General features: G+C 44.4%; 21 protein-coding genes and 1 tRNA gene. 15 read left to right on the top strand and 7 right to left on the bottom strand.

Features of this window, described 5'->3' with window-relative positions; genetic code table 11:
* The 15 genes from tuf to HY035_05050 form a co-directional block, all read left to right on the top strand.
* Positions 1–145 (top strand): elongation factor Tu (gene tuf / locus HY035_04980; protein MBI3377743.1); only part of this gene is annotated, 145 nt, incomplete at its 5' end.
* Between the two features lie 94 nt (positions 146–239).
* Complete coding sequence (rpmG, locus tag HY035_04985; GenBank protein ID MBI3377744.1) at positions 240–392, top strand: 50S ribosomal protein L33; 153 nt, start codon at positions 240–242, stop codon at positions 390–392.
* A gap of 2 nt (positions 393–394) precedes the next feature.
* Positions 395–470, top strand: a tRNA-Trp gene (locus HY035_04990).
* A gap of 76 nt (positions 471–546) precedes the next feature.
* Positions 547–732: a preprotein translocase subunit SecE gene (gene secE, locus HY035_04995; GenBank protein ID MBI3377745.1), complete on the top strand. Its 186-nt coding sequence runs from the start codon at positions 547–549 to the stop codon at positions 730–732.
* Between the two features lie 3 nt (positions 733–735).
* A complete protein-coding gene (nusG, locus tag HY035_05000; protein MBI3377746.1) occupies positions 736–1,260 on the top strand; it encodes a transcription termination/antitermination factor NusG in 525 nt (174 codons plus the stop codon).
* Positions 1,261–1,346: 86 nt separating this feature from the next.
* On the top strand, positions 1,347–1,775 hold the full coding sequence (gene rplK, locus HY035_05005) for a 50S ribosomal protein L11 (GenBank protein MBI3377747.1): 429 nt from the start codon (positions 1,347–1,349) through the stop codon (positions 1,773–1,775).
* A gap of 89 nt (positions 1,776–1,864) precedes the next feature.
* Positions 1,865–2,557 (top strand): 50S ribosomal protein L1, encoded by a 693-nt coding sequence (locus tag HY035_05010; protein MBI3377748.1) that lies wholly within the window; start codon positions 1,865–1,867, stop codon positions 2,555–2,557.
* 125 nt (positions 2,558–2,682) lie between these two features.
* Positions 2,683–3,273: a 50S ribosomal protein L10 gene (rplJ, locus tag HY035_05015; protein MBI3377749.1), complete on the top strand. Its 591-nt coding sequence runs from the start codon at positions 2,683–2,685 to the stop codon at positions 3,271–3,273.
* Between the two features lie 73 nt (positions 3,274–3,346).
* Positions 3,347–3,727, top strand: coding sequence for a 50S ribosomal protein L7/L12 (gene rplL, locus HY035_05020; protein ID MBI3377750.1), 381 nt, complete (start codon positions 3,347–3,349; stop codon positions 3,725–3,727).
* A gap of 131 nt (positions 3,728–3,858) precedes the next feature.
* Positions 3,859–7,788, top strand: coding sequence for a DNA-directed RNA polymerase subunit beta (gene rpoB, locus HY035_05025; GenBank protein ID MBI3377751.1), 3,930 nt, complete (start codon positions 3,859–3,861; stop codon positions 7,786–7,788).
* Between the two features lies 1 nt (position 7,789).
* A complete protein-coding gene (gene rpoC, locus HY035_05030; GenBank protein MBI3377752.1) occupies positions 7,790–11,905 on the top strand; it encodes a DNA-directed RNA polymerase subunit beta' in 4,116 nt (1,371 codons plus the stop codon).
* 176 nt (positions 11,906–12,081) lie between these two features.
* Entirely contained in the window at positions 12,082–12,579 is a 498-nt protein-coding gene (locus HY035_05035) for a YajQ family cyclic di-GMP-binding protein (protein ID MBI3377753.1), read from the top strand.
* Positions 12,580–12,731: 152 nt separating this feature from the next.
* The gene (locus HY035_05040) at positions 12,732–13,385 is read left to right on the top strand and encodes a hypothetical protein (GenBank protein MBI3377754.1); all 654 of its coding nucleotides are present in this window, start codon (positions 12,732–12,734) and stop codon (positions 13,383–13,385) included.
* A gap of 230 nt (positions 13,386–13,615) precedes the next feature.
* Complete coding sequence (locus tag HY035_05045; GenBank protein MBI3377755.1) at positions 13,616–13,948, top strand: type II toxin-antitoxin system RelE/ParE family toxin; 333 nt, start codon at positions 13,616–13,618, stop codon at positions 13,946–13,948.
* Positions 13,949–13,957: 9 nt separating this feature from the next.
* Positions 13,958–14,284 carry a transcriptional regulator gene (locus HY035_05050; protein ID MBI3377756.1) on the top strand — a complete coding sequence of 109 codons (327 nt, stop codon included), beginning with the start codon at positions 13,958–13,960 and terminating at the stop codon, positions 14,282–14,284.
* A gap of 34 nt (positions 14,285–14,318) precedes the next feature.
* Here HY035_05050 and pheS read toward each other — a convergent pair whose 3' ends face one another.
* From pheS to nrfD, 7 genes are all read right to left on the bottom strand, one after another.
* On the bottom strand, positions 14,319–15,332 hold the full coding sequence (gene pheS / locus HY035_05055) for a phenylalanine--tRNA ligase subunit alpha (GenBank protein ID MBI3377757.1): 1,014 nt from the start codon (positions 15,330–15,332) through the stop codon (positions 14,319–14,321).
* A gap of 20 nt (positions 15,333–15,352) precedes the next feature.
* Positions 15,353–15,712, bottom strand: a complete 360-nt coding sequence (gene rplT / locus HY035_05060; protein MBI3377758.1) for a 50S ribosomal protein L20 — start codon at positions 15,710–15,712, stop codon at positions 15,353–15,355.
* Positions 15,713–15,803: 91 nt separating this feature from the next.
* On the bottom strand, positions 15,804–16,001 hold the full coding sequence (rpmI, locus tag HY035_05065; protein ID MBI3377759.1) for a 50S ribosomal protein L35: 198 nt from the start codon (positions 15,999–16,001) through the stop codon (positions 15,804–15,806).
* Between the two features lie 72 nt (positions 16,002–16,073).
* Complete coding sequence (locus HY035_05070) at positions 16,074–16,574, bottom strand: translation initiation factor IF-3 (GenBank protein MBI3377760.1); 501 nt, start codon at positions 16,572–16,574, stop codon at positions 16,074–16,076.
* 68 nt (positions 16,575–16,642) lie between these two features.
* Positions 16,643–18,409 (bottom strand): threonine--tRNA ligase, encoded by a 1,767-nt coding sequence (gene thrS, locus HY035_05075; GenBank protein ID MBI3377761.1) that lies wholly within the window; start codon positions 18,407–18,409, stop codon positions 16,643–16,645.
* 170 nt (positions 18,410–18,579) lie between these two features.
* Complete coding sequence (locus tag HY035_05080; GenBank protein ID MBI3377762.1) at positions 18,580–18,765, bottom strand: 4Fe-4S binding protein; 186 nt, start codon at positions 18,763–18,765, stop codon at positions 18,580–18,582.
* Between the two features lie 193 nt (positions 18,766–18,958).
* A partial coding sequence (nrfD, locus tag HY035_05085) for a polysulfide reductase NrfD (GenBank protein MBI3377763.1) occupies positions 18,959–19,690 on the bottom strand: 732 nt, incomplete at its 5' end.

Consider the following 19,690-nt stretch of genomic DNA (forward strand, 5'->3'; position numbering starts at 1 on the left):
AATGGAGATGGTGATGCCCGGGGACAACGTAACCATAACAGTAGAACTGATAGCGCCGATAGCCATGGAAAAGGAACTGAGATTCGCGATAAGAGAGGGCGGCCGTACAGTGGGAGCAGGAGTTGTGACAGAGGTAATACAATAAATCAGGGGCAGTAGAACAATAGAGCAACAGAACAGTAGTAAAAAACTACTGCTCTACTGTGCTACTGCACTAAAATAAATGGAGTGAAACGACTATGCGCGATATAATTCTTTTTCAGTGTACAGAGTGTAAAGAGAGAAATTATTCAACGATGAAGAACAAGAAGAATACGACTGAGAAGTTGCAGAGAAAGAAATACTGCAGGCATTGCAGAAAGCATACATCGCATAAGGAAACCAAGCCATAAAAAGGCCAGTAGCTCTAACGGCAGAGCGTCGGACTCCAAATCCGGGGGTTGGGGGTTCAAATCCCTCCTGGCCTGCCAATGAGCGTTATGGCGTAGAGCGTTATGGCGATAAGGAAAAATTAACACTATAACGCTATAACGCAAGGGAGAAGGGATGTTTAACAGGATTAAGGAATTTTTTAAGGAAGTGAAAATTGAGGTTAAAAAAGTTGTTTATCCAAGCAAAGACGAACTTGTAGGGTCTATATGGGTGGTTATTATTGCAGTTGTGGCGGTATCTCTGTTTTTGGGAGTTATTGACCTTGGGTTATCAAAATTAGTGAGCAGGTTATTGAGGTAAGAAATGGGAAAAAACTGGTATGTTGTACATACGTATTCAGGCTCGGAAGAAAAGGTAAAGCAGGCTATAGAGGACAAGGCAGACAAGAAAAATCTTAGGGATAAGATAGCTCAGGTTCTGGTTCCTACCGAGCGTATAATTGAACTCAAAGGCGGCGGGAAAAAAGAGAGCAATAAGAAATTCTATCCGGGATACATTCTTATTGAGATGGAACTGGACGACGAGTCATGGCATCTTGTCAGGAAGACGCCGAGAGTGACTGGTTTTGTGGGGGGATCAAATCCCGTGGCATTATCACAGGAAGAGGTAGATGTTATATTGCAGCAAATGGAAAAAGGCCATGCCCCTCAGGTTAAGACACAGTATCAGAAGAATGAGACAGTCAGGATAACAGACGGGCCCTTCTCTAATTTTCTTGGATATATTGAGGATGTTGACATGGATCATGGAAGGCTCAAGGTAATGGTCAGCATATTCGGCAGACAGACGCCTGTTGAACTTAATTTTTTTCAGGTGGAACGGGCATGATTAGCGTTATAGCGTTTATTGCGTATGGGGTTTTGCGCCATAACGCTCAACGCTCTACGCTATAACGCATTAAACGGAGGAGATAAATGGCTAAGAAAGAAGTAACAGCTCAGGTGAAACTGCAGATACCTGCAGGAAAGGCAAATCCGGCGCCTCCTGTAGGCCCGGCGCTTGGCCCGCACGGTATCAACATAATGGAATTTTGCAAGACATTCAATGCGCAGACACAGGCGCTGGGTGACACTATAATTCCTATTGTTTTAACCGTATATTCGGACAGGTCGTTTACATTTATAACAAAGACACCGCCGGCATCCGAATTAATAAAAAAAGCGGCAGGGATTATTAAGGGGTCAGGCACTCCCAATAAAGACAAGGTTGGCAGGATAACTTCTGCGCAGGTCAAAGAAATAGCACAGACAAAGCTTTCAGATCTCAATGCTAACTCTATTGACGCAGCGGTAAAGATTATCAGCGGAACTGCAAGAAGCATGGGAGTGGAAATAACAGATTAAATTGAAAGTTGAAAGTTATGAGTTAAGAGTTTTAAAACTTTTAACTTTTAACTTTTAACTTCTAACTTTTTATGTATGGGAGAGTGAAAATGGGCAAGAAGATTAAAGAAGCCAGAGAAAAAGTTGAGAGAGGAAAAGAGTATTCTATTGAGGATGCCATAGGTCTTGTAAAGAAAGCTTCCTTTACAAAATTTAATGAGACTGTTGACATGGCTGTGAATCTCGGGATTGACGCCAAAAAAACAGACCAGATGGTCAGAAACGCTGTTGTCCTTCCGCATGGGACAGGCAAAAAGGTAAGGGTTGTTGTCTTTGCAAAAGGTGAGAAAGAGAAAGAGGCCAGAGATGCAGGCGCAGATTATGTCGGCGCTGAAGACCTTATTGAAAAGATACAGCAGGGCTGGTTCGATTTTGATAAGGTAGTTGCAACGCCTGATATAATGGGTCTCGTAGGAAAGCTTGGTAAGTTGTTGGGCCCGAGGGGACTTATGCCGAATCCCAAGCTCGGAACGGTTACATTTGATCTGGCAAAGGCTGTAAAAGAGATAAAGGCCGGAAAGATAGAGTATAAAACCGAAAAGGCAGGATTGATACATGTGCCGATCGGTAAGGTCTCATTTGATAATCAGAAGCTCATAGAAAATGCCATGGCAGTGATTGACGCAATAATAAAGGCTAAGCCGCCTACAAGCAAAGGCAAATATCTAAAAAAGGTGGCTGTATCATCTACGATGGGGCCCGGTGTAAAAATTGATGTTGGCAGGCTGACAGCAGCGAAGTAAGTTAAAAGTGTAGAGTTTAAAGTTAAAAGTTTTAAAACTCTTAACTCATAACTTTCAACTTCTAACTTTAATTTTAAATAAAGTCAGAGACAGTAGGTTGCCCCGGCGTATAGTCGGGACTTTAATTGTCTGCCTCAGGCGGACAGCCTACCGAGACGCTTTCCCCGTCTCTGGGAAAGGAGGATAAACTGAAAAGGGAAGAAAAAACACACCTTATAGCTGAGCTTAAGGATAGATTCAAAAAGGCAAAAGCAGTGGTTCTGACGGATTATAAAGGATTAACCGTTGCCGAGCTTTTTGAATTGAGGCGATTGTTGCGCGGTGCAGGGATTGAGTACAAGGTTGTAAAGAACACGCTTGCAAGAGCGGCATCTGCAAAAACAAGCCTGTCTGTAATCAGTGATTTATTAAAAGGCCCTGTCGGGATTGCCATCGGCTATGCCGATCCTGCGCAGGTTGCAAAGAAGGTCATTGAGTATTCCAAGAAGAATAATAAGCTAAAGGTAAACGGCGGAGTTGTTGAAGGCATGCTTTGCAATGCTGAAGACATCAAATCAATAGCCGCACTGCCGCCGAGAGAAATTCTCCTCAGTATGCTGGCAGGCGTATTTAATGCGCCGCTGAGCAAAATGGCAGGGGCATTGTCGGCGACAGTCAGCAGTTTTGCATACGCAGTGAATGCATTAGAACAAAAAAAGTTAAAAGTTGGAAGTTAAAAGTTGAAGGAGGTTTTATAACTCTTAACTCATAATTTTTAACTCATAACTTAAATAAACAGGAGGATAAATAATGTCAGTAACAAAAGAACAGGTTTTAGAATTCTTTGACAATATGACAGTGCTTGATATGTCAAAGTTCGTTAAGGAGTTTGAGGAGAGATATGGAGTGACAGCAGCGGCCCCTATGGCAATGGCTGCCGCTCCAGGCGCAGCTGGCGCACCTGCTGCTGCAGAAGAGAAGACAAGTTTTGATGTAATTCTTGCCTCAGTGGGCGATAAGAAAATCCAGGTAATAAAAGTTATTCGTGAGATTACAGGACTCGGACTCAAAGAGGCAAAAGACCTTGTTGATGGCGCTCCGAAGCCTATTAAGACCGGAGTCACAAAGGAAGAATCTGACTCTATTAAGGCAAAGGTTGAAGAACAGGGAGCAAAGGTAGAGATAAAATAGCGTAATGCGTAAAGCGTTGAGCGTTATAGCGTAAAGGAAGGGAATAAGTTCCGGCGCTATAACGCAATAAACGCTATAACGCAATAAACGCAATAAACGCTATAACACTATAACGCAATCGAAGGAGACGTATGGCAAGAATTCTCAGAGAAAGGTTGAATTTTGGTAAAGTTACTTCTTTCATGGAAGTGCCAAACCTTATAGACATTCAGAAAAATTCTTATGAGCAGTTTCTGCAGAAAGACGTCCCGCCTGACAAGAGACAGGATGTTGGACTTCAGGCAGCTATTTTGAGTATTTTCCCCATAACAGACTATAACGAAACAGCTGCATTTGAGTTCCTGGGCTATGTTATGAAAGAGCCTAAGTTCAATGTCAGGGAGTGCCTTCAGAAGGGCATTACATATTCAGCTCCGTTGAAGATAAAAGTAAGGCTTAATATCTATGAAGTCGAAGGCAAAAATAAGAGGCTGAAAGAGTCAAGGGAACAGGAGGTTTATATAGGAGAGATACCGCTGATGACGGAAACAGGCACATTTATCGTCAATGGTACGGAACGTGTTATAGTCAGCCAGCTTCATCGCTCTCCCGGTGTGTTTTTCAGTCATGACAAAGGTAAGACTCACGCAAGCGGCAGGATTCTGTATTCGGCCCGTGTGATACCGTCAAGAGGTTCATGGCTTGACTTTGAATTTGATACGAAGGACATCCTCTATGTGAGAATTGACAGAAGAAAAAGGCTCCCTGCGACTATTGTGCTCAAAGCGCTTGGCTACAGCAATGAGGAACTGCTAAAGACATTCTACCCTATAGAAACGGTCAGGATAAAAGGCAATAATTTTACGAGAGTTGTCAGCGATATTCTTGTCGGAGTAAAGGCTGTCCAGAACATAATGGCCCCTCACACAAAGGAGTTAATTGTGAAGGAGGGAAGCAAAATTACAAAAGGCGCAATAAAGAAGATGGAAGCCTCGCATATAAAGGAAATACCTATTTCAAAGGAAGATATAATAGGGAGAATTACGCTTAAGGACATAGTGGATCCTGTTACAGGTGAAGTGATACTTGAAGGCAATGAGATTATAACAGAGGAGATTTTTAATAAGATGCTCATTGCCAGGATAGATTCTCTCGCTCTGTTGTTTATAGATAATGTGCATTATCTTTCTTCCCTCAGGGATACACTGTTGACAGATAAAGTCAATGTGCAGGATGAGGCGCTGGTTGAGATATACAGAAAACTCAGGCCCGGGGAACCGCCCACTATCAACGCGGCGAAAGAACTGTTTAAGGGCCTTTTCTTTGATGCAAAAAGATATGATCTTTCGCCGGTTGGCAGGCTGAAGATAAATAAGAGGCTTGGTGTTGATATACCGCTTGAGACCAGAGTCCTTACAGATAAAGATATAGTTGAGATCGTACGTTATCTCCTTTCATTGAGAACAGGCAAGGGTGAGGTTGACGATATAGACCACCTTGGAAACAGGCGCATAAGGGGCGTTGGAGAACTGCTTGAAAATCAGTTCAGGATAGGGCTTGTCAGAATGGAGCGGACCACAAAAGAAAAGTTATCCCTTACAGAGCTTGATGAAGCAATGCCGCACGACCTGATAAATGCAAAGCCTGTGATGGCTGCCGTTAAGGAGTTCTTCGGCACAAGCCAGCTCAGCCAGTTTATGGATCAAACAAATCCTCTGTCTGAGATTACGCATAAAAGAAGGCTTTCAGCGCTCGGCCCAGGGGGCCTCACCAGGGAGCGTGCAGGTTTTGAGGTCAGGGATGTTCATCCTACACATTACGGAAGGATATGCCCGGTAGAGACGCCGGAAGGCCCCAACATAGGATTGATAACATCACTTGCAACATATGCAAGGGTTAATGAATTCGGGTTTATAGAGGTTCCATACAGAAAAGTTGTGGATGGAAGAGTGACAGAAGAGGTTGAATATCTGTCTGCTATTGATGGTGAGAAGTTCGTTATTGCCGAGGCGACTTCACCTGTAGATAAAAAAGGGCATCTTGTCGGTGAGACTGTCTCTGCAAGAGTAGGCGGAGATTTCCGAATGGTAACGCCTAAGGAAGTGCAGTGTATGGACGTATCACCGAAACAGATTGTCGGCGTATCGGCTGCCATGGTTCCTTTCCTTGAAAACGATGATGCAAACAGGGCGCTGATGGGATCCAATATGCAGAGGCAGGCAGTGCCTTTGCTTTCTTCAGATGCGCCTATTGTAGGAACAGGAATGGAATATGTGGCTGCAAGGGACTCGGGCGCGCTTGTTATAGCAAAGAGAGCAGGCATAGTTGAAAGTGTTGACGCCTCAAGAATTGTTGTGAAGAGCAAGGAAGACGGAGGCGGAGTTGATATATACAGCCTTATAAAATTTCAAAGGTCGAATCAGGCTACATGCATAAACCAGAAACCTATAGTGAATGTAGGCGATGCGGTTACAAAAGGCGGTGTTCTTGCAGACGGGCCTTGCACTGACATGGGTGATCTGGCCCTTGGCAAGAACGTGCTTGTAGCATTCATGCCGTGGGGAGGATATAACTTTGAAGACGCAATCCTCATAAGCGAAAGGCTTGTAAAAGAAGATGTTTTCACATCAGTCCATATAGAAGAGTTTGAGATTGAGTCAAGAGAAACAAAGCTCGGCCCTGAAGAAATCACAAGAGATATTCCCAATGTTGGAGAGGAAGCGCTTAAGGATCTGGATGAAAGCGGCATAATCAGAATCGGGGCTGAGGTAAAGCCCGGCGATATACTTGCAGGGAAGGTAACGCCGAAAGGAGAGACCCAGCATACTCCGGAGGAAAAACTTTTAAGAGCCATATTCGGGGAAAAGGCTGAAGATGTCAAGGAGAGCTGTCTTTATGTGCCGCCTGGAATAGAGGGCACGGTTGTAGATGCAAGGGTGTTTTCAAGAAAGGGCACAGCGAAAGACGGGAGGGCCAAGAGCATAGAGGAAGAAGATATTCTGAGGCTTCAGCGTGACCTGGAGGAAGAAATACGGATAGTAAAGGAAGATAAGTTCCGCAAGGTACGACAGCTGCTTGCTGACCGGAAGGTTTTAGAGGATGTAAAAGACTCCGAGACAAAGGAAGTTTTATGCCAGAAGGGCAAAAAACTTACGGAAAAGCATATAGAGAGAATCAAGAATGAGCATCTAATCGGTGTAAAGATAGCTGACTTTGATGTGAAAGAAAAAATAGGCATTGTAAACAATGAAGCAAACCAGTATGTACGCTACCTTGAGTCAAGGTATGATGAGCGTATTGACAGAGTTAAAAGAGGCGATGAGCTTCCGCCCGGAGTAAACAAGCTTGTTAAAGTATACATAGCCATGAAGCGCAAGCTGCAGATTGGCGATAAGATGGCCGGCAGGCACGGAAATAAAGGCGTAGTGGCAATGGTATTGCCCGATGAGGATATGCCGTATCTTCCTGACGGCACGCCTGTGGATATAGTTCTGAACCCGCTTGGAGTTCCTTCAAGAATGAATGTGGGGCAGATACTTGAAACACATCTGGGATGGGCGGCAAAGACGCTGGGCATTTATGTTGCAACGCCTGTATTTGAAGGAGCAAAAGAGGGTGATATAAAGGATATGCTGAAGAAAGCGGGACTCCCCGGCACAGGTCAGATAACACTTTGTGACGGCAGGACAGGCGAACCGTTCAAGAGGCCTGTGACTGTCGGATACATGTATATGCTGAAACTTCATCATCTTGTTGACGACAAGATGCATGCGCGCTCAATAGGGCCTTATTCACTGGTGACACAGCAGCCGCTCGGAGGAAAGGCGCAGTTCGGAGGCCAGAGGCTGGGTGAGATGGAGGTCTGGGCGCTGGAGGCATACGGCGCAGCCTATACACTGCAGGAATTCCTAACTGTAAAAAGTGATGATGTAACCGGCAGAACCCGTATGTATGAGGCAATAGTTAAGGGCGATGCGACTCTGGAGCCTGGCGTTCCTGAGTCTTTCCATGTATTAATAAAAGAACTCCAGAGCCTTGCGCTTGATGTAGAGCTTCTGGAGAAAAAAGGTAAGGGGGAATAGCTTGGCAGAGGAAACCTATACTATTTTTCAAAGGCCGAAAAATCCGACCGACTTTGAGGCGCTGAGAATTAAAATTGCCTCGCCTGAAAAAATAAGGGAGTGGTCTTACGGAGAGGTTAAGAAACCTGAGACGATAAACTATCGTACGTTCAAGCCTGAGCGTGACGGCCTTTTCTGTGCAAAAATCTTCGGCCCGATGAAGGACTGGGAGTGTATATGCGGAAAATACAAGAGAATGAAGCACAGGGGTATTGTATGCGATAAGTGCGGTGTTGAGGTAATACAGTCCAAGGTCAGAAGATACAGGCTCGGGCATATTGAACTTTCAACGCCGGTTGCGCACATCTGGTTCCTCAAAGGCGTGCCGAGCAGAATAGGCACATTGCTTGATATGACAATGCGGCACCTTGAAAAGGCGCTGTATTTTGAAAGCTATGTTGTGATTGACCGCGGGGATACAAAGCTTAAAGAGAAAGAACTTCTCACAGAAGACGAATATAAGAAAAAGAGCGCAGAGCTTGGGACCAGTTTCAAAGCAGGAATGGGCGCTGAAGCAATAAGGGAACTTCTCAGGAGAGTGGACCTTGATGTTCTAAGTAAAGAACTGAAGAATAAGATACGAGACGCCGTATCCATAGGCGTTAAAAAGAAACTCACCAAGAGGCTCAAGGTTGTCGAGTCTTTCAAGAATTCAGGGAACAAGCCGGAGTGGATGATAATGGATGTAATACCGGTTCTGCCGCCTGACCTCAGGCCCTTGGTGCCGCTTGAAGGCGGAAGGTTTGCGACATCAGACCTGAATGACCTTTACAGAAGGGTAATAAACAGAAACAACAGATTAAAAAGGCTGATGGAATTAAAGGCTCCAAGCGTAATCATAAAGAATGAGAAAAGGATGCTTCAGGAAGCGGTTGACGCCCTGTTTGATAATGGCAGGAGAGGCCGTGTATTGAAGACGGCAACGAAGAGGCCGTTGAAGTCTTTGAGTGACATGATAAAAGGAAAGCAGGGGCGTTTCCGCCAGAATCTTCTTGGAAAACGGGTTGACTATTCAGGCAGGTCTGTTATCGTAGTAGGCCCTGAACTTAAGCTTCACCAGTGCGGCCTTCCAAAGAGGATGGCGCTGGAACTCTTCAAACCTCTTGTGTTCAGTAGGCTTGAGGAGAAGGGTTTTGCTACCACAATAAAGGCTGCAAAAAAGCTTGTTGAACAAGAACAGCCTGAGATATGGGATGCGCTGGAAGAGGTTATAAGAGAACATCCTGTGCTTTTAAACCGCGCTCCTACCCTTCACAGGCTTGGTATACAGGCATTTGATCCTATTCTTGTTGAAGGCAAGGCAATAAAGCTTCATCCCTTGGTCTGTACAGCATTCAACGCTGATTTTGACGGTGACCAGATGGCAGTTCATGTGCCATTGTCGATAGAAGCGCAGATAGAGGCTCGGGTTCTGATGATGGCTGTTAACAATATCCTTTCGCCTGCAAACGGGAAACCGATACTTGTGCCTACGCAGGACATGGTTCTTGGAATATATTATCTGACGAAAGAGAAGACAGGCGCGAAGGGTGAGGGCAAGGTGTTTTCCGGGGCCGAGGACGTTAGAATTGCTTATGACGCAGGAGTCCTCGATGAACATGCAAGGATTAAGGTGAAGATGGACGGTCAGTTTGTTGACAGCACATGCGGAAGGGCGCTGTTCAGCGAGATAGTTCCGGAGGCAATTCCGTTTGCTTTTGTGAACAAGACGCTTACCAAGAAGGAACTCACAAAGATAATAGAATACTCCTATGCGAATGTCGGCAAGAGGGCAACTGTTGTGTTTCTTGATAATATTAAGAAACTCGGATTTGAGTATGCCACAAAGTCAGGGATGTCCATATGCATGGCGGATATGCATATACCATCCAAGAAGGCGGAACTTATAAGAGAAGCCGAGCATGAAGTTATTGACGTGCAGAAGCAGTATGGAGATGGGCTTATCACCCAGGGCGAGCGGTACAATAAGGTAATAGATATATGGGCTAATGTCACAGAAGAAATAGCCGATGAGATGATGAAGGAACTCGGCGCGGAAGACGGCAAGAAATTTTCAGAGGAAGACCTCAAGGAAAGAAGGTCATTTAACAGCATCTTTATGATGGCTGATTCAGGGGCCAGGGGAAGCACAGCGCAGATAAGGCAGCTTGCGGGCATGAGAGGCCTTATGGCGAAGCCTTCAGGCGAGATTATTGAAACGCCGATTACTGCAAACTTCAGGGAAGGCCTCACCCCGCTGCAGTACTTCATCTCTACTCATGGCGCAAGGAAAGGCCTTGCTGACACAGCTTTGAAAACAGCTAACTCAGGGTACCTTACGAGGAGGCTGGTTGATGTTGCACAGGATGTAATTATAATGGAGGAGGATTGCGGCACCAGTGACGGGATAGTTGTTACTTCCCTTATAGAGGGCGGCGAAATAATTCAGCCTCTGGAAGAAAGGATTCTGGGAAGGACCATTGCTGAAGACATAAAAGACCCGATATCAAAAGAGAAAATTGCAGGCAAGAATAGTGCGATAGATGAAGAACTGACCCAAAAAATAATAGATGCCGGAATAGACCGGGCAAAGATACGGTCTGTTCTTACCTGCCAGTCTATGTTTGGTGCTTGCGCGGCATGTTATGGAAGAGACCTTGCAAGGGGCGGGCATGTTGAACTCGGAGAAGCAGTAGGGGTCATAGCAGCCCAGTCCATAGGCGAACCGGGCACCCAGCTGACAATGAGGACGTTCCATATAGGCGGCGCAGCCTCAAAGATAGTTGAACAGACAGTGCTTGAGGCAAAGAACTCAGGTACGATTAAGTTTATAAATATAAACACAGTTAAAAACAGGGAAGGTTTGCTGGTTGTGATGAACAGAAACGTAAACATTGCTGTTGTAGATTCAAAGGGCAGGGAAAAAGAGAAATACCCTGTCGTCTATGGAGCAAAGCTTCTTGTCGGCAACGGGCAGAAGGTGGAAATCGGACAGAGGCTGGTTGAATGGGATCCTTATTCAACTCCGATACTGACAGAAGTAGGCGGAAGAATAGCCCTTGGCGATATTGCTGAGAACGTGACTATCAAGGAAGAAGTGGATGAGATGACAGGCCTTTCCCATAAGGTTATTATTGATTATCCCACCAACATGAGGCCCAGGATATCAATAAAGGATGAGCATGGCAAGGTAACGCTTAAGATTCCTTCGACAGGCAACCTTGCGCGGTATCTGCTGCCGGCAGGCGCGCATATACTCGTTGACAGAAACCAGATTGTTGCTCCGGGCGATATCCTTGCGAAGATGCCTCGTGAAACTACAAAGACAAAGGATATAACAGGCGGCCTTCCGAGGGTTGCGGAACTGTTTGAGGCCAGGCGGCCCAAAGAGCAGGCCATTGTTACGGAGATTGACGGCATGGTGGAATTCAAGGGCGCGCATAAAGGCATGAGGGTTGTTGTAGTTAAGGGAAGCAGCGAATCAAGAGAATACCTCATACCAAAGGGCAAACATGTCAGCGTTCATGAAGGAGACTGGGTCAAGGCAGGCGAGCCGTTAATGGATGGAGCGGTAAATCCGCACAGCATACTTGATATTCTGGGCCCCAGGGAACTCCAGAGATATCTTGTTGATGAGGTTCAGAAGGTTTATCGTCTGCAGGGCGTTTCTATAAACGATAAACACATTGAGGTTATTGTCAGGCAGATGATGAAGAAAGTAAGGATCGAAGACCCCGGAGACACAAACTTATTGATAGGAGAACAGGTGGACAGGGTGGTGTTCCAGGCAGAAAATGCAAAGATAAAAGGAAAAGGCAAAAAACCTGCGCAGGGCAAGCCGTTGCTTTTAGGCATAACCAAGGCGTCTCTCGCAACAGAGAGTTTTGTATCTGCAGCATCCTTTCAGGAAACCACAAGGGTTCTTACAGAGGCTGCTATAAACGGCTCTGTTGATGAACTCAGGGGACTGAAGGAAAATGTTATAATGGGTAGAGTTATTCCTGTGGGTACAGGTATAGCAAAATACCGGAACACATTTGTGAAGAGGGAAATACAGCAGTTATTTGCGTCTGCAGAATCTGCTCCTCCGGAAGAATAAAAAAAGTTAGGAGTTCGGAAGTTAAAAGTGAAAATACGCCGAACTCCTAACTAAACACTCCAAATATCGGGAAGGCTCTCAAATGAGAAGATTCAGAGAGACAATTCACCGCATGTCAGGATTAACTTTTAAAAAATAAAAAACCAGCGGTAAACTAATAATGGGGAGGGTTGCAGATGGCAGATGAACATTCTTTTGACATAGTAAGCAAGGTTGACATGCAGGAGGTATTAAATTCTATTCAGCAGGCGACAAAAGAGATTGGCCAGAGGTTTGATTTCAAGGGGAGCAAGAGCAGCATAGATTTCAGCAAAGAAAATGCAGAGATTACCCTAATCTCTGATGATGAGCAGAAGATGAAGAGCGTCGTCGACATACTCCAGTCAAAGCTCGTGAAGCGCGGTGTATCCCTTAAATCCCTTGAGTACGGCAAGATTGAGCCTGCGGCTAGTAGCACGGTAAGGCAGGTTATAAAGCTTCAGCAGGGGATAGCGCAGGAAAAGGCAAAGGAGATTGCTAAGATTATCAAGGATTCAAAGATGAAGGTTCAGGCAGAGATTCAGAAAGACCAGCTCCGCATCCGCGCCAAAAAGATAGACGACCTGCAATTAGTCATTACAATGCTCAAAGGTAAAGATTTCGGGATACATATGGAGTTTGTGAATTACAGGTGAGATATTAATTTGTCTGTAAAAAATAGGGTTACGGATTTCTACACGTACTCCGCGCCTGTGAAGGATTTTATTTCTTTAACAAAATTCCCAAGTATGATATATTATCGCCATGAAACATAAATAAGAGCTTGATAATTAATAGTCGGTTACAAATGAAAATAATGACTTGGTGGAATTCTCCAGATTTTATATCGCTTGCCAGCACCATTGCACAAATATTAGGTGCGGTCGTTGGAATAATAATTGTAACTTTGGGCATTCGCTCTTCTCAGCTCCAAGATATTGAGCAGCAACGTTCAAAGCTAAATATAGAGAACTCGAAGGTAGAGGCAGCGCGAGCTAACGAACGGGCCGCTGTGCTTGAAAAGGAAGCGGCTGTAGCAAGGCTGGAATTGGAAGTCCTCAAGGAAAAACAGGCTCCGTGGATCTTCTCTAATGAACAGCGCCGACTATTCAAAGACAGTTTAAAGAAATCGATTAAAACCAAGATTTCCCTGAGTTATGCGGATTCTGATCTACCACGTAGTGCCGACTTTGCTATGTCATTGAGACCCATTTTTCAAGAGGCCGGATATGAGGTTGACAGCGAAATCGGTCTATTTATGAATGCGAAGGCAACTCCACTGGAGGGGGTTCTAATTGAGTTTAGAGATGAGGCGGACAGAGAAAAGAGCCTCCAGCTTGTTTCAGCCTTCCTCAAGGTTGGTATCCCATGCAAATGGTACAAGGATAAGCCGGACGAGGCAAAGTTGCTTCCGTGGCTATCGGGCGTTATAACAGTCAGCGTAGGAAACAAGCCTAAGTGAAATCGAAATCATGCTACGGAGCCAATGCAGCCTTGCGTGGCTAAGGCGAACGTTAATTCCCAATCGAAACATTCAATCATGTCGTCTATTCAAGAAATGAGGACTTCTGTGAGAAATCTGCGACAATTCGAAAGAATGAGGCTTACGGATAAGCAGCTTGCCATCATCAATCGTACAAGAAGTATTTTCCCCATTGACCAATAGTAACTAATATGTTACCATTAAGCCAGATGACAAAATTGAAGATTGCTGAGTATATAACTGATGGGCATTCATTATTTGAGAAATGGTTTTCAGGCCTTGATGCAAATACTGCTGCAAAGGTTGCTTCCGCTTTATATAGAATGGAGCAGGGTAATTTATCAAATGTTAAATCAGCAGGGAAGGGCGTATTGGAATACAAAATTGATTTTGGGCCCGGGTACAGAATCTATTTCGGAATGGAGGGCAATGAACTGATTATATTGCTTGGAGGAGGCTCAAAAAAGACACAAGACAAAGACATTAAGAAGGCTCATGCGCTTTGGTTTCAATACAAGGCAAATAAAAAGGCTAAACATTAAGGAGGTTGTATGGCAATAACAAGAAGATTTCGTGAGACAATTTTTAAAAGAGTTGAAAAGGACTCCAAATTCCGCAGGCAGATGCTGATCGAGGCTGTTAATGAACTTCTCATCGGAGACCTTGAAGCAGGCAAGGCGATTCTTCGTGACTACATTAACGCAACGATTACTTTTCAGGGACTCGCAGGAAAGCTGAAAAAATCCAGCAAAAGTATTCATCGTATGCTTGGTCCTAATGGAAATCCGCGCGCTGAAAATATCATTGAAATTATTAAGATACTTCAAATGCATGAACGGATTTCCCTTCATGTGAGGGCAGAACTTTTAGCAGCGTGATTTTGATAATTAAAAGGAGTGTTATAAAACTTCTCTAAAACTGCCTTAAAAATCTCAGGTCGTTTTCAAAGAAAAGCCTGATGTCGTCAATCCCATATTTGAGCATGGTTATTCTCTCCACGCCCATGCCGAATGCAAAGCCGGTGAAGATTTCCGGATTGTATCCGACCATCTCAAAAACCCGCGGGTTTACCATGCCGGCTCCGAGTATCTCAAGCCATCCTGTTCCCTTGCACACCTGACAGCCCCTGCCTTCGCAGAATATGCATCCTATATCAACCTCTGCCGAAGGCTCTGTGAAAGGGAAAAAGCTCGGCCTGAACCTTACAGGAGTCTCAGGGCTGAACATCCTGTGGATGAATGTTTCAAGCACGCCTTTGAGGTCGCTGAAAGAGATATCCGTATCAACCATCAAGCCCTCAACCTGATGAAACATGGGTGTATGGGAAACATCAGCGTCGCACCTGTAAACCTTGCCCGGTGCAATGAATCTCAGAGGCGGTTTCTTTTTTTCCATGGTCCTTATCTGAACAGGAGAGGTGTGGGTCCTCAGCATCACGTCGTCCGTGATGTAGAATGTATCCTGCATGTCCCGTGCAGGGTGGTCTTTCGGCATGTTCAATGCTTCAAAGTTATAGTAATCAAGCTCAACCTGCGGTCCCTCTTCAATGCCAAAACCCATTGAAACAAAAATATCTTCAATCTCCCTAAGAACTTTATTTATCGGGTGTTCCCTGCCTGCAGGTGTGTATTTTCCGGGAAGTGTTACATCTATAGTCTCTGATGAGAGTCTCTTCTTAAGGTCTGCATTGCCCATAGCAGATTCTTTTGAGGCGATCTCGTTTTCAACGAATCCTTTAAGCTCATTTACCACTTTCCCAAAAGGCCGTTTTTCTTCAGCGGGTATTGTAGAAAGGTTTTTAAGCAGAGCTGTCAGCAGTCCCTTTTTCCCGAGGTATTTAATCCGCACCTGCTGAAGCTCAACTGTAGACGCAGCCTTAGCTAATTCACTGAGAAACGCCTTTTTGAAAGAGTCTGTGTCAAGCATTTGGTGAGCTGCCGCCTCTTTTATGCAGCAAGCTTTTTCTTAACGGACTCTGTGAGTTCGCTGAAGGCCTTTGGATCATTGTAAGCCATATCAGCCAATGCTTTCCTGTTTAGAGCAATCTTTGCCTTTTTGACCCCTGCAATAAATTGACTGTAAGTCAAACCTGCTGCCCTGACAGCCGCATTGATCCTTATAATCCAGAGAGACCTGAACTCGCGTTTTTTTACCTTGCGGTCCCTGTAAGCATATTGCAGCGCCTTGTCAACCGCTTCTGTTGCTATCCTGAATAGACGGCTCTTTGCGCTATAATAGCCCTTTGCCTGTTCAAGAACTTTCTTTCTTCTCTGTCTTGTTTTAAATCCACCTTTAGCCCTTGGCATTTTAATCCTCCCTCTCTGTAAGTGAAAAGTTAGAAGTTAAAAGTGAAAAGTTTAAAACTCTCAACTCATAACTTTCAACTCTTAACTTTATCTACATATATGGTAAAAGTTTTTTTATTTTGCTGTGCTCTGCTTTTGAAACGAGAGTCGCAGTCCTAAGCTTTCTTGTTCTTTTTGAGGGCTTGCCTGTAAGGATGTGGCTCTTATAAGCCTTGCTCCTCTTTATTTTCCCTGTGCCTGTAACCTTAAATCTCTTTGCCGCCCCTCTATGCGTTTTAATCTTTGGCATATTAATCCTCCTGTTTTTAGCATTGAGCGTGAAGCGTTATAGCGCCATAACGCGAAGAACGCTATAACGATTTTATTTGCTGCTCGGCCCAAGCACCATGGTAATATGATTACCTTCAAGTTTTTGCTTCATCTCTATATTAAACTTGCCGGGCAGCATCTGGGTCAACCTTTCGAAAACCATCAATCCAAGCTCCGGCCTTGCCATCTCTCTTCCCCTGAAGAACATCATCACCTTAGCCTTATGCCCTTCATCCAGAAAACGCCGTATATTCCTTACTTTCAACTCCAGATCGTGTATGCCTATCTGAGGCCTTATCTTTATCTCTTTTATGTCAATCTTTTTGCTCGGAGCCTGTTTTTTGCTCATCTGGTATTTATATTTACCAAAATCAAGCAGTTTGCATACCGGAGGATTTGCCTCAGGCGATACCTCCACCAGATCAAGTTCTTTTTGGTCAGCAAGTTCTAAAGCCTCTCTGACAGAAACAATCCCTGCCTGGTTGCCATCAGCGTCAATAAGCCTGACTTCCTTTGCCCTTATCTGTTCGTTTACCCTTATGTGTTTGCTTATACTTTCACCTCCGTTTTTATTTGTGAAACATAACGCCTTATGCGTACTGAATTATATACATTATATATTTAATGCCTGCTTCCTATTTCAGTCTTTATTATCTCTATAAGCTCGTCTATTGTAAACGGGCCCATGTTTTCACCATTGCGCTTTCTTACCGTCAGCTTGTTCTCAGCTGATTCTTTGTCGCCTATTATAACTAAATAAGGCACTTTTCTGATAGTGGCTTCTCTTATTTTATATCCGATTTTTTCGTTTTCAAGATTGGCCTCAATCCTGATACCGTTAAGCTTTAAGGCATCAGCAGTTTTTAGCGCATAAGCGGAATGTCTTTCTGAAATTGTGAGTATTCCAATCTGAACGGGCGCAAGCCATAATGGGAATGCACCGGCGTAATGCTCTATGAGAATTCCGAAAAACCTTTCAAGCGAGCCCATAAGGGCGCGGTGGATCATTATAGGCCTGTGGTCTTTCCCGTCGCTTCCCCTGTAAGTAACATCAAACCTCTCCGGGTTGTTAAAGTCAACCTGAATTGTGCTGCACTGCCAGGACCTGTTCAATGAGTCTTTTATCTTTATGTCGATCTTCGGGCCGTAAAAAACGCCTTCGCCCGGGTCTACCCGGTATGACAGCCCTTTTTTATCAAGCGCCTGTTTCAGTGCGTTTGTTGAGCTTTCCCAGTTTTCAAGTGTCCCGACATATTTCTCGGGCCTGGTTGAAAGGTAAACATCATATGAATCAAAGCCGAATGTCTTAAGAATAAAAAGCGTGAAGTCCAGGATGCTCGATATCTCGCTTTCTATCTGGTCTTCCCTACAGAATATGTGCGCGTCATCCTGTGTAAAACCTCTGACCCTCAAGAGTCCGTGAAGCACGCCTGAACGCTCATATCTGTAAACTGTTCCAAGCTCTGCATACCTGATTGGAAGTTCCCTGTAACTTCTGAGAGAACTTTTGTAGATGCTTGTATGGAACGGACAGTTCATTGGTTTGAGTTCATATTCTATGCCATCTATTTCCATCGGTGAATACATATTTTCTCTGTAGAAATCAAGATGCCCGCTCCTCTGCCAGAGGTTAAGCTTTGCTATGTGCGGTGAATAGAGGAGATTATAACCGGCTTTGTAATGTTCATCTCTCCAGAAATCTTCTATGGTTTTTCTTATAATTGCGCCGTTAGGATGCCAGAGGATTAATCCCGGCCCGATATCTTCGCTGATGCTGAAAAGGTCCAGTTCTTTGCCGAGTTTTCTATGGTCTCTTTTCTTGACCTCTTCAAGAAAGACAAGGTAATCCTTTAGAGACTTTTCATCAGCAAATGCAGTTCCGTATATCCGTTGTAACATCTTGTTCTTTTCGCTTCCGCGCCAGTATGCGCCGGCAATGCTGAGCAGCTTGAACGCCTTAATAAACCCCGTTGCCGGAACGTGGGGGCCCCTGCACAGATCAACAAATCCTCCCTCTTCATATACGGATACTTTATCATCCGCAATCTCCGAGAGAAGCTCTACCTTGTAATCCTCGCCCATCTTTTTAAACAACACTATCGCATCTTTTCTTGGTAGAGTTTTTCTTGTAAACTGGTTATCTTTTTTTATTAGTTCTTTCATTTTGTTTTCTATCAAAACAAGGTCTTCCGGTGTAAACGGCCGGTCTATATCAAAATCGTAATAAAAACCCTCGTCCGTTGCCGGGCCTATTGCGAGTTTAACGGCAGGAAATATTTCTTTTACAGCATGCGCCATGATGTGTGAGGCGCTGTGCCTGTAAATCTCCCTTCCTTCGGGCGAGTTAAAGTTGACAGCGTTAATTTTAATCTTAATCTCCTTTAAAATTCAAAACAAGTCTATAGTGAAAATCAGTGAATAATATACAAGAACTATATAGTTACAGTCAATAAATGGGGAGTGTTGTTCTTTTAGAACTTCCCAGAGAGTCCCAATAAATAAAAAAGGGAAACAGAGATTCTGTGTCCCCCTTTTATTTTATTGTTTTATGGAAGACCCTACATTTCCTTAAGAGTAACTGCCCCTGTTGGACAGACGCTTACACAGGTTTCACAACCCTCGCATAGGTCTGCCTGATAAGGGTCTGCCTTTCCGCCCTCCATCTTAAATACTGCAACAGGACAATTGTTAACGCATTCCTCGCATCCTTCGCACTTATCCGCATCTACTGTTACAAGCCACATTAAAACTTCACCTCCTTAACAAATTTTGGTTGTTCAAAACTTTCTTTTATTGGTCTTCTTGAATTGGGAGAACCCTTGTAATAATAAAATAAAATCGGATAAAAAATCCACCAGTTTTTATAGGTATGTCAAATTAAAAGGGCTTCTTTTATTCAAAGAAGCCCTTTTAATGAGGTCATAGTGAGAATGCTTTTCAGTGCTCTATCTCAACGCCTGCTGTTTCTTCCCTCACTGTTATTGCAATCTTATAAAGTATTGTTAACACCAGAAATCCTGCAGCCCACACCCCAATTGAAATCAGTGTCTCAGGAAGCGTTGGCCAGTACTCTGTTACCGTCTCGAACATGTTAGGAACAAATCCGCCGATGATGAGGCCGAATCCCTTGTCAATCCACAGTGATATAAAGACCATAGCGCTGGCTATGGCAAGGGTTGATTCATTCCTCCTTACGGCAGGGAATATCAGAAGAGCAATTGAGGCAATAGCCAGTATCACTGAGGTCCACATAAGCGGAACAAGTTTTGCGTGGCCGTCTAATCCGGTAAAGAGGTATTTAAACGGATGTATATGTCCGGGTATTCCGCTGTAGAATGCCGTGAAGAACTCAAGGCCTAAGAAAAACACATTTGTTATCATGAAGTATGTGACAATCTTGCCGAGCGTCTGTATAGCTTCTTTTCCGGGGTCAAATTTGGTTGTCTTCCTGATAATGAGAGCAAGGATTATAAGCAGAGCCGGGCCTCCTGAAAATGCCGATGCAAGGAATCGTGCAGCCATGATTGCAGTCAGCCAGAAGTGCCTTCCCGGAATTCCTGCATAGAGAAATGCGGTGACTGTGTGGATTAAGGGCGCCCATGCTATTGAAATATAAATTAATGGTTTAACCCATTTCGGAGGAGCAATGTCTTTCTTGTCTGAGCCAAG

This window comes from Nitrospirota bacterium (genome assembly GCA_016195565.1).
Lineage (GTDB): Bacteria > Nitrospirota > Thermodesulfovibrionia > Thermodesulfovibrionales > UBA1546 > UBA1546.

What these genes read in the sequence shown, in the direction of transcription:
- rpmG (MBI3377744.1), top strand. Translation starts at nt 240, where the DNA reads ATGCGCGATATAATTCTTTTTCAGTGTACAGAGTGTAAAGAGAGAAAT.
- secE (MBI3377745.1), top strand. Translation starts at nt 547, where the DNA reads ATGTTTAACAGGATTAAGGAATTTTTTAAGGAAGTGAAAATTGAGGTT.
- nusG (MBI3377746.1), top strand. Translation starts at nt 736, where the DNA reads ATGGGAAAAAACTGGTATGTTGTACATACGTATTCAGGCTCGGAAGAA.
- rplK (MBI3377747.1), top strand. Translation starts at nt 1,347, where the DNA reads ATGGCTAAGAAAGAAGTAACAGCTCAGGTGAAACTGCAGATACCTGCA.
- HY035_05010 (MBI3377748.1), top strand. Translation starts at nt 1,865, where the DNA reads ATGGGCAAGAAGATTAAAGAAGCCAGAGAAAAAGTTGAGAGAGGAAAA.
- rplL (MBI3377750.1), top strand. Translation starts at nt 3,347, where the DNA reads ATGTCAGTAACAAAAGAACAGGTTTTAGAATTCTTTGACAATATGACA.
- rpoB (MBI3377751.1), top strand. Translation starts at nt 3,859, where the DNA reads ATGGCAAGAATTCTCAGAGAAAGGTTGAATTTTGGTAAAGTTACTTCT.
- HY035_05035 (MBI3377753.1), top strand. Translation starts at nt 12,082, where the DNA reads ATGGCAGATGAACATTCTTTTGACATAGTAAGCAAGGTTGACATGCAG.
- HY035_05040 (MBI3377754.1), top strand. Translation starts at nt 12,732, where the DNA reads ATGAAAATAATGACTTGGTGGAATTCTCCAGATTTTATATCGCTTGCC.
- HY035_05045 (MBI3377755.1), top strand. Translation starts at nt 13,616, where the DNA reads ATGACAAAATTGAAGATTGCTGAGTATATAACTGATGGGCATTCATTA.
- HY035_05050 (MBI3377756.1), top strand. Translation starts at nt 13,958, where the DNA reads ATGGCAATAACAAGAAGATTTCGTGAGACAATTTTTAAAAGAGTTGAA.
- pheS (MBI3377757.1), bottom strand. Translation starts at nt 15,332, where the DNA reads ATGCTTGACACAGACTCTTTCAAAAAGGCGTTTCTCAGTGAATTAGCT.
- rplT (MBI3377758.1), bottom strand. Translation starts at nt 15,712, where the DNA reads ATGCCAAGGGCTAAAGGTGGATTTAAAACAAGACAGAGAAGAAAGAAA.
- rpmI (MBI3377759.1), bottom strand. Translation starts at nt 16,001, where the DNA reads ATGCCAAAGATTAAAACGCATAGAGGGGCGGCAAAGAGATTTAAGGTT.
- HY035_05080 (MBI3377762.1), bottom strand. Translation starts at nt 18,765, where the DNA reads ATGTGGCTTGTAACAGTAGATGCGGATAAGTGCGAAGGATGCGAGGAA.